The organism is Peptostreptococcus sp. MV1 (genome assembly GCF_000758885.1).
In the GTDB taxonomy this organism is placed as follows: Bacteria; Bacillota; Clostridia; order Peptostreptococcales; family Peptostreptococcaceae; genus Peptostreptococcus.
This window is the reverse complement of record NZ_JRNB01000005.1, coordinates 1-8,624: the sequence shown is the minus strand read 5'-3', so window position 1 is coordinate 8,624 and position 8,624 is coordinate 1. Positions and strand designations below refer to the sequence as shown.

At 40.1% G+C, this 8,624-nt stretch carries 9 protein-coding genes; 1 reads left to right on the top strand and 8 read right to left on the bottom strand.

From position 1 onward, the window contains the following. Positions 1 to 107: 107 nt before the first annotated feature. The 3 genes from HMPREF1639_RS09005 to HMPREF1639_RS00810 all read right to left on the bottom strand — a co-directional run bounded on the left by HMPREF1639_RS09005 (position 108) and on the right by HMPREF1639_RS00810 (position 796). A complete protein-coding gene (locus HMPREF1639_RS09005) occupies positions 108 to 254 on the bottom strand; it encodes a YvrJ family protein (RefSeq protein ID WP_084572436.1) in 147 nt (48 codons plus the stop codon). Positions 255 to 263: 9 nt separating this feature from the next. Next, a complete protein-coding gene (locus HMPREF1639_RS00815) occupies positions 264 to 491 on the bottom strand; it encodes a DUF2922 domain-containing protein (RefSeq protein ID WP_036762245.1) in 228 nt (75 codons plus the stop codon). Between the two features lie 80 nt (positions 492 to 571). Then, complete coding sequence (locus tag HMPREF1639_RS00810; RefSeq protein ID WP_036762243.1) at positions 572 to 796, bottom strand: DUF1659 domain-containing protein; 225 nt, start codon at positions 794 to 796, stop codon at positions 572 to 574. 111 nt (positions 797 to 907) lie between these two features. Between HMPREF1639_RS00810 and HMPREF1639_RS09420 the strand changes: the two genes are divergently transcribed. Next, positions 908 to 1,063, top strand: coding sequence for a hypothetical protein (locus tag HMPREF1639_RS09420; RefSeq protein ID WP_207640734.1), 156 nt, complete (start codon positions 908 to 910; stop codon positions 1,061 to 1,063). Between the two features lie 10 nt (positions 1,064 to 1,073). Here the strand turns inward: HMPREF1639_RS09420 and HMPREF1639_RS00805 are convergent, their stop codons facing one another. The 5 genes from HMPREF1639_RS00805 to HMPREF1639_RS00785 form a co-directional block, all read right to left on the bottom strand. Continuing rightward, a complete protein-coding gene (locus HMPREF1639_RS00805) occupies positions 1,074 to 2,306 on the bottom strand; it encodes an MSCRAMM family protein (protein ID WP_036762240.1) in 1,233 nt (410 codons plus the stop codon). 347 nt (positions 2,307 to 2,653) lie between these two features. Continuing rightward, a complete protein-coding gene (locus HMPREF1639_RS00800) occupies positions 2,654 to 4,330 on the bottom strand; it encodes a formate--tetrahydrofolate ligase (protein ID WP_036762237.1) in 1,677 nt (558 codons plus the stop codon). Between the two features lie 253 nt (positions 4,331 to 4,583). Next, positions 4,584 to 5,723 carry a tetratricopeptide repeat protein gene (locus HMPREF1639_RS00795; protein WP_036762235.1) on the bottom strand — a complete coding sequence of 380 codons (1,140 nt, stop codon included), beginning with the start codon at positions 5,721 to 5,723 and terminating at the stop codon, positions 4,584 to 4,586. 248 nt (positions 5,724 to 5,971) lie between these two features. After that, positions 5,972 to 6,904: a hypothetical protein gene (locus HMPREF1639_RS00790; protein ID WP_036762233.1), complete on the bottom strand. Its 933-nt coding sequence runs from the start codon at positions 6,902 to 6,904 to the stop codon at positions 5,972 to 5,974. Between the two features lie 120 nt (positions 6,905 to 7,024). Next, on the bottom strand, positions 7,025 to 8,365 hold the full coding sequence (locus tag HMPREF1639_RS00785; protein ID WP_036762231.1) for an ATP-binding protein: 1,341 nt from the start codon (positions 8,363 to 8,365) through the stop codon (positions 7,025 to 7,027). Between the last annotated feature and the right edge of the window lie 259 nt (positions 8,366 to 8,624).

Below are 8,624 nucleotides of genomic sequence, written 5' to 3'. Positions count from 1 at the left end.
ACTTTGAAAGCATTTTTGTTACCATCAACGCTATATATTATAGAACCATAAAAAAACGACCCTATTAGTTAGTTTTTTTAACTAATAGGATCGATAAATCTAGGGGATTATTTTTCAGCGAGTATCTTGGCTAATTCAGATATGCTATTGGATAGTAGGTCTATCTTTTTTTCCGTTCTCATCAAGAGGTATAGACTGATAGCTATTGGAAAACCAACATTCTGAATCATTCCTACTATTGCCTGACTGTCCATATCAGCCTCTTATAGGACTAGGTCGTATGTCTCTGTGCTAGTCTCGACTATCTTGGCGTCTATGGTCTTGACCAGTCCTTGACCCTTGATCCTAAATACATTCTTTTCTACTACCATGTCCATGACCTTTTTGATGGATTCTTCATTTACTCCTGAACCTGGATTTCTCACTGATAAGTTGAATGTCTTACCATCTTCCTTTTTGAACCTCATTGCTATCATTTTTCTTTTTTCCATTCTTTTGCTCCTTTCAAATTGCTCTTTTTGCATATTTGTCTTTGTTTTTTCGACTCGTGTCCTTTTAATTAATCTGCCACTTATTCTTCATTTTCGAGTTCTTTGCTTTCCAACTTGAAGATTGTGTCTATTGGCTTTTCCTGTAGGCCTAGTATTGAATTCACTACTTCATATACGTCCTGGTCAGGTGCATCTGTTCTGATATTTGCTATGTTGACATATGCGAACTTGTCTTTTCCATCCTTACCTTGACCGTCTTTTAATCTTGCCCTGTAGTTTACCTTTGTTTCTTTTACCTTTACCATAAGTACCTCCTAAAAATATTCTTTATCAACGTTGATTTTTTGTTTTGTAATGAGTAGCTATCTCTTACACTTATTATTATAGGGGGTGGTGGGATTAGGTTTTACCAATAAATGGCCAAGATTATTATTATCTTGTATATTTTGCTACAATTTTCAGAAACTGTCTCTGGTGGTCTGAGACTGGTTGGCGACCGGACTCTGCAAGAGCTTGATGGCATACCTGTAATATGTAAAAAGCCCCCTGGAAAATCCAGGGAGCATTTGTAATCTACATATTTTATTTCTTTCTTCTAGTCATGACTAGTCCACCTGCTAGTATGGCAGCTCCACCTGTTACTACTGGTGCTAGTCCACCTACCATACCTGTCTTGGCTAGGTTAGATGATCTTGTGTTTGAATTGTTCTTTTTATTGTTTGATGATTTACCATTCTTTTTGTTTGATGCAAGGTTAATTGTCTTGTCTATAGAGTTTACCTTGTCCTGTTCTATAGTGAACGCATTTTCCTTTGTTCCGCCAGTTAGCTTGTAGTAGTAGTTACCTGGCTGTAATGATACTACACCGTCTTTTAGTAGTGATATACCTTCTGTTGCCTTCTTTGCGTCTAGGTAACCGTCAGCCCCTGTCTTGCCCTTGAATACTAGTCTTGGATTTTTCTTGTCCTTGTCTACTGCATATATTGATACTTCCTGGTCAGATACGGCTGACTTATTTGTGTTTATTATTCTTAGCTTTAGTCCTGTCTGCTTTTCTGTTGGAGTAGTTGCAGACTTCTTTTCCTGAGGTATATCCTGAGTAACTGTCTGGCCTGCTGTTACTGACACATTATAAGACTGAGTGTTTAGGGCATATCCATCACTTGGCTTGTTTTCTAGTAATACATAGTTTCCTGACTTGATCGATATACTTCCATCTATTATTTCTATTCCTAGGTCTTTACCTTCAGAAGTTATTGATGATGCATCCATTACGTTGCCGTCATTATCAAAGTTAATAGTAGCTACGACCTTGTCAGCATGCTTGATATCTATAGTTGCTCCACCTAGTGCAGCTCCTGTAGTCTTGTCTGTTGACTTAACTATTATCTGGCCCATTCCTTTTTTGAACTTGGTATTTTTGAGTTCTACATTTGAAGTAGTTCCGTTTGATGCACTTACAGCATATCTCTTGGCATTTAGCATATATCCTGCTGGTGCCTTTGTTTCTGCGTATGTATATTCTCCATCCTTTAGATTAAGATTACCATCAGCATCTACTATCTCTTTTACGTCAAATGAATCAACAGATGCAACTGAGCTTGGGTCTACCTTACCTTCAGCGTTTGTCTTGAAGGTAAAGGCCTTCTTACCTGACACATAGAATGCTATTTCAGCGTTTGCAACTTTTTCACTCGTTGATGAGTCTACCTTAGTAAAATTAACTGTAGTATTTGCAAATACTGACCCCAATGACATTGGTATAGCTATAGCAAATGCAGATACTATTCCTAATAACTTCTTATTATACTTCATATTATTCCCTCCAATAACTAAATTTTCCAATATAATGACCTCTCTAACCCTCTTTATGAAAAGGCTAAATCCAAAATCACCACTATAATTACTCTTCCAATATCTAAATTAAAAGTGCCACACACTAAATATAGATATAATGTCATATACTATTATCATACCATAAAAAAGGTAAAATATAAATAAAAAAAGACAAAAAAAGCGACTAAGATGGAAAAACTCACATCTTAGCCACTGTCTACATTATAATCTAAACATTTAATATAGTCTTTCTTATCAAATTCTATCAAAACTAAATAAAATTTGTATCTAAGCTTCCTAACTCCAAGCCAAGGCTAGTCATCCACCTAGAATAAGCCTGAGATTACTCCCTTGTCGTCAACGTCTATTCTAAGAGCTGCTGGCTGTTTTGGTAGGCCTGGCATCTTCATAATGGCCCCTGTCAATACAACTATAAAGCCCGCACCTGCTGATATGCTGGCCTCTCTCACATTTATCTTGAAGCCTCTAGGTCTGCCTAGCTTGGTCTGGTCATCTGATAGGGAATACTGGGTCTTGGCTACGCATACTGGTAGATTGCCAAAGCCAAGTTCTTCTAGTTCCTTGATCTGCTTGTTGGCTTCTGCTGTGTAGTCAACACCATCAGCTCCATAAATTCTAGTAGCTATTGCCTTTAACTTGTCCTTGATAGACATTTCTTCGTCATAGCAATACTCAAACTGCTTGTCTGATTCCTCTATTAGCTTTAGGACTTCCTTGGCAACTTCTATGCCACCTTCTCCACCCTTGGCCCAAACTTCTGATAGGGCTACATTTACGCCTAGCTCCTTGCACTTGTCTTCAACTAGCTTTAGCTCTGCCTCTGTATCTAGTGGGAACCTATTTATTGCAACTACTGCAGGTAGCTTGTATACCTGAGTGATATTTTCTATATGCTTTAGTAGGTTTGGTATACCTTTCTCTAGGGCCTCTAGGTTTTCCTCGTTTAACTGGTCCTTGGCAACTCCACCGTTATACTTCAAGGCTCTAACTGTAGCGACTATTACTACTGCATCTGGTCTGATTCCTGCCTTTCTACACTTGATATCCAAGAACTTTTCAGCACCTAGGTCAGCACCAAAACCTGCCTCAGTTACTACGTAGTCGCTCATATGAAGGGCCATCTTTGTGGCAATTATAGAGTTGCAACCGTGGGCTATATTGGCGAATGGTCCACCGTGGATGATTGCTGGTGTACCTTCTAGTGTCTGTACTAGGTTAGGCTTTAGGGCATCCTTTAGGACTGCTGCCATGGCACCATTTGCACCTAGGTCCCTAGCTGTCACTGGCTTGCCACTGTATGTGTAGGCAACAACTATATCTCCCAATTTTTCCTTTAATTCTCCTATGTTGTTTGATAGGCAGAAGGTAGCCATGATTTCAGATGCAACTGTGATATCAAATCCGTCTTCCCTAGTCACACCATCTACCTTCTTACCAAGACCGTCAACTATATTTCTCAATTGTCTGTCGTTCATGTCTACACATCTCCTCCAAGTAACTCTCTTAGGGTTGATGTTTAGGGCATTTCCCTGGTATATGTGGTTATCTAGCATGGCTGCTAAAAGGTTGTTGGCTGCTCCTATAGCGTGCATATCACCTGTAAAGTGTAGGTTGATGTCTTCCATAGGAATTACCTGGGCATAGCCACCACCAGCTGCTCCACCCTTGATACCAAATACTGGTCCCATAGATGGCTCTCTAAGAGCTGTGATTACATTCTTGCCCATCTGTGATAGGGCGTCTGCTATACCAATTGATGTAGTTGTCTTTCCTTCACCTGCTGGAGTAGGGTTGATGGCAGTTGTAAGGATTAACTTACCATTTCTGCTCTGTGTCCTGCTCAATACATTATAGTCAATTTTAGCCTTATATTTACCATAAAGCTCTATGTCGTCCTCGCTTAGATTAATCTTTTTTGCGATATCCCTAATATCCTGTGCTACTGCTTCCTGTGCGATTTCAATATCTGATTTAAAACTCATTACTATACACCTCCGTGAAAACTCAATACTAGTAACTTGATAAAAGAGTTTTTCATGCCTTTTATCCAATTCAAGACCTGATAGTTCGGTTATTTTCGAACATTTTTATATTTTTCATAGTTATAGTATAGGATATTTATGGATATAAGTCAATATATTTGAATAAATTTACTTCTTACTTGACTTGCAACTGGATAAACATAGTAGTTACTAACTTATATTTTCACTCGACCTATTTTTATTGACTCATACCTTACTCTTTCAAGGCCCTCATACAGGCCTGTGTCACTTCATCTCTTGGGTCTATCTCATAGGCCCTCGTTATATAATATCTAGCATCATCTTCCTCACCATTGTGAAGGTATGCCATACCCAAATTACACAATATCTCCGGGTCATCTTTTCTCAATTTTGCCGCCCTAGTCAGGTAGTCAATCGCCCCCGGCATATTTGCCTCTTGGGCTAGACATAGGGCCATCTCTACTAGGGTATCCACCTGGGTAGGTCTTATCATGAGTATCTTCTCCAGGTAGGTCTTGGCCTGGCCTAGGTCACCTAGTGACTTGTAGGCTAGACTAATGATAAACAAGAGGTTCCACCAGTCCGGATACTGACTCTCTATGTCCAGTAGGTCATCTAGAGCCTCTTCTGCCTTGCCCTGAAATACTAGGTTGTAGGCCTCTTCGTACCTCACCTTGTGGTCTATCTTGCCTAGATTATCCCTGATATCTCCAGCCGACTCCTCATCCACACCCAAGTCTAGGGCCCTGTCCCAAGTCATCTTGGCCTTGGTGAACTGGTTTTGGTTGGAATAGTGGAAGCCCAACTGGTAATATGCTAGGGCAAAACTATCATCAATATCCAATATTCTCTCCAAACTAGCCAGAGCCTCCAACAAAAAGTCATTCATAGCCTTGATGTCCTCATCCTTCTGGTAGGTCAGACTCAACTCCTGACATATGATTGCATACTGGTAGAGGGCCATGACATCATCAGGTTCCATCCTCAGATAGGCCCTGATGTAAACTAGGGCATCCCTGACCTCACCCTCCTGGTAGGCCTGATTTGACATATAGCCCATATACTGCATATAGTCAAAATCACTCTTCCTAGCAAAGGTCTCTATCAAATCATCATACTCCACATTGTAGATAAAATCTGGATCTATACCCTCTAGGTATAGCATGGCATCTATCATAGACATCATATTTATCTCTTCCTGGGCCTTCTTGTCCTTGATGGACTTGACTAGGACATTTGACTTGATAGGTATTTTGATACCATCCTTTGGCACCTCATAGCCTATCAGACCCAGGTCCTCTGACTGGTCAATAGTTATAAAGACCAAGTCATCTGCCTTGTCCAATATATACTTGTCCAACCTATTTTTCATAATCATTCCTTCCTTTCCCTGACTGCCTTGACCAGCTTGAATATACTAAATATCAACAAGCACCAAGCCAAAACCGTAACTATATAAAATAAATACCTCAAACGCCGTTAACGATTATACACTGGGGTTGCTATTAGCCTAGCAGCCTCTTTTACATTTATATAATATGACGAATATCATTTAAAATCAAGAATTTCAAAGTCCTGTGACAACGTCAAGTTTTCGTAGACTTTTTGTTGCAAGCAACTTCAAAAAACCTTTAATACATATACCATATCATAGACTCCCGACTTGGTGTCCAGGCTGACTACATACCTATTGCCATCTCTGGTCTTCCTCACCACCCTGTAGCTATTAAGGACGGGGTCTCTTCCCTCGTAGCCCTCAGGTTCCTGGAGGAAGTGCTTGGGGGACGATTTGCCCATGTATTTTTTGGTGATGACCTGCCTGTTTCGGATGTTTGTCAGGTAATCTGCCATGGAATACACAAATGAGGACCTTGTCCTCTTGGCATTTTCTGGACTGCTAATTCTATACTCGGTATCTTCTGTATCTTTAAAGTACTTGTTTATATTTTCTAGCCAGCTAAAGGACTCACCTGGCAAAAGCTCGCCTATATTACTGTCAGGGTCATTTGATGCTAGGTCTATTTGGCTGTGAAGCTTGCCTATGTATTTGATTTTTTTGACCTGAAAGTTTACGATTTCTTTCTTGCTATTTTTGGGTGGATTGTAGGCCACCAGCTTGTCCTTTATGTCCCTTAATGTGTCTACCAGGTCTTGTCCACTTAGGATGCTGGTAGCTGACCTCAGATAGGCCCTGATTAGGGCGTCAAGGCTGTATACTTCCAAGATGTAGTCGTCTAGCCTGTCTGGGCATCCGTAGAAGCGTGTCATCTTGTCTGCTAGGCTCATTAGGATTGCCTCGTAGGCATCGTAGGAACGATTGGCTAGGATGATTGGCAGGAAGACCTCAACGGGGCATGTCTGGCCCTTGTGGCTGTAGTGGTTGAAGTAAACCAGCTCGTCATACAGCCTGTCTACATCGTAGGTCACTGGACCGCCTGACCTGTTGTCTAGTACCTTGGTGGCTATGATTATTAGCCTGTTGGTCGGGTCGGTGGGGTCTGACTTGAAGGAATTGGTGTATATTTGTTTTATTAGCTTGTCTGTGGGGGGCATGTTTGTCACCTCGCTTTCTTGGTTAGTGGGTTTCACTCAACTTTACTCCGTTTTACTCAAGTCTTCTGAGCTTATCCCTGTATTTGTGGCATTTCTATTCCTGTATTTGAGGAATTCCACCTACAAAAGCATTGCCATATATATAGGCAGGTGCAATACGCCTTCCTTTATCATCAGGTCTTTTTGGTAGAGTATCACCGGTTCTCCAACCCTATTTTTAAACTTGAGTCTAAATTTATCTAGAGATGAATGCTTTCTATATCCGGCTGACTTGACCTCTATTGGAATAACCTTGTTGTTTTTGATTATCAAAAAATCTATTTCCATCCTGTTTTCACTCTTCTTGTTGTCATACCTTGAGTAGAAAAACAGCCTATAGCCTCTTGCTACCAAGCTTTGAGCTACTATATTTTCCATTAGCATACCCTCGTTGATATTAAGCCTGTCAAAAAGGACTGCCTTGTAGATGTCATTATCAGTGTAGTTGCCACTGTCCAGTATCTGCCTAATCAGCAATCCCGTGTCTGCCATGTAGCATTTCCTCGTATTGTAGTCACTCGTCAGTGAAAGTGCCACGCTCGGATCGGTCGAGTTATAGCAAATATTGGATATCATTGCATCTGCTAGCCACAAAAAAGAATTTTCATAATCCCTGTACCTTGCCTTCTTGTCTATTGTTGCAATATTATATTTCTTCTCTTTCTTGGACAACTGGCCCGGTATTTGGTCAAATATGGCCAATACTTTGTTTTGATTTTCTCCTGCAAACTTTGCTATATCATTTCTATACAGGTTTAAAATATTTTTCTTCACCAAGTCTACCTTGGCAAAATCCTTAGTCTTCACGTATTCATCAACGGCTTGTGGCATACCACCAACCAGCAAATACTGTCTAAAGTCGTTCATTACCTTCCTGTGCAGGCTATCTCCCAAGGGACTTCTGGCTTGATACATTGACCTTAGCAGGTTGGCAGTCACTTCATCCCCCATGGCCCACAGGAACTCTTCAAAATCAAGTGGATATAGGTTGAACTGCATCTCTTCAGATGGTATGACGATATTTTCAACATTCCTCTTGATTGACAGTAGTGAGCCTGTTTCTATGTAGTCATACCTGCCATCCGCCACCAAATATTTAATCAATTGTCTGGCCCTCGGTAGCATTTGTATCTCGTCAAATATCAGCAGGCTATCCCTCTCATACAGGGTAACACCATAAAATGCAGATAGCTTTATGAAAAATAAGTCTAAATTGTATGATTCATTCTCAAACAGGTCCTTTATTTCTGCCGGTATATTCGCAAAATCTATCATAAGATATGATTTGTATTCGTTTTCACCAAATAGTTTGCATAGATAGCTCTTGCCAACACGCCTAGCACCATTCACCAACAAAGCAGTTCTGTCTGCGTATTTTGACTTCCATTCCAAAAGTTCTTTATATGCCTTTCTTTTAAGCACTTTATCACTACCTTTCACGTTTTTATACTTTTATTTTAGTATATTTTGCACGTTTTAGCAAGTTTTAGTGTGAGTATCTCGCACGTTTTTATGAGTTTATAGCAGTCTATTTCGCACGTTTTTATACTTTTATGATAACAAGAAAATCCCAACCTGTCTACTTACTTATAGAGGTTTTTTGTCAACTAGCGTTGATGAAGAACCCTTTATTATACAACGGAATTGACATGTTTTTCAATTTATTGACATATTTTCCATA

What these genes read in the sequence shown, in the direction of transcription:
- HMPREF1639_RS00800 (WP_036762237.1), bottom strand. Translation starts at nt 4,330, where the DNA reads ATGAGTTTTAAATCAGATATTGAAATCGCACAGGAAGCAGTAGCACAG.
- HMPREF1639_RS09005 (WP_084572436.1), bottom strand. Translation starts at nt 254, where the DNA reads ATGGACAGTCAGGCAATAGTAGGAATGATTCAGAATGTTGGTTTTCCA.
- HMPREF1639_RS00810 (WP_036762243.1), bottom strand. Translation starts at nt 796, where the DNA reads ATGGTAAAGGTAAAAGAAACAAAGGTAAACTACAGGGCAAGATTAAAA.
- HMPREF1639_RS00795 (WP_036762235.1), bottom strand. Translation starts at nt 5,723, where the DNA reads ATGAAAAATAGGTTGGACAAGTATATATTGGACAAGGCAGATGACTTG.
- HMPREF1639_RS00790 (WP_036762233.1), bottom strand. Translation starts at nt 6,904, where the DNA reads ATGCCCCCCACAGACAAGCTAATAAAACAAATATACACCAATTCCTTC.
- HMPREF1639_RS00805 (WP_036762240.1), bottom strand. Translation starts at nt 2,306, where the DNA reads ATGAAGTATAATAAGAAGTTATTAGGAATAGTATCTGCATTTGCTATA.
- HMPREF1639_RS09420 (WP_207640734.1), top strand. Translation starts at nt 908, where the DNA reads ATGGCCAAGATTATTATTATCTTGTATATTTTGCTACAATTTTCAGAA.
- HMPREF1639_RS00815 (WP_036762245.1), bottom strand. Translation starts at nt 491, where the DNA reads ATGGAAAAAAGAAAAATGATAGCAATGAGGTTCAAAAAGGAAGATGGT.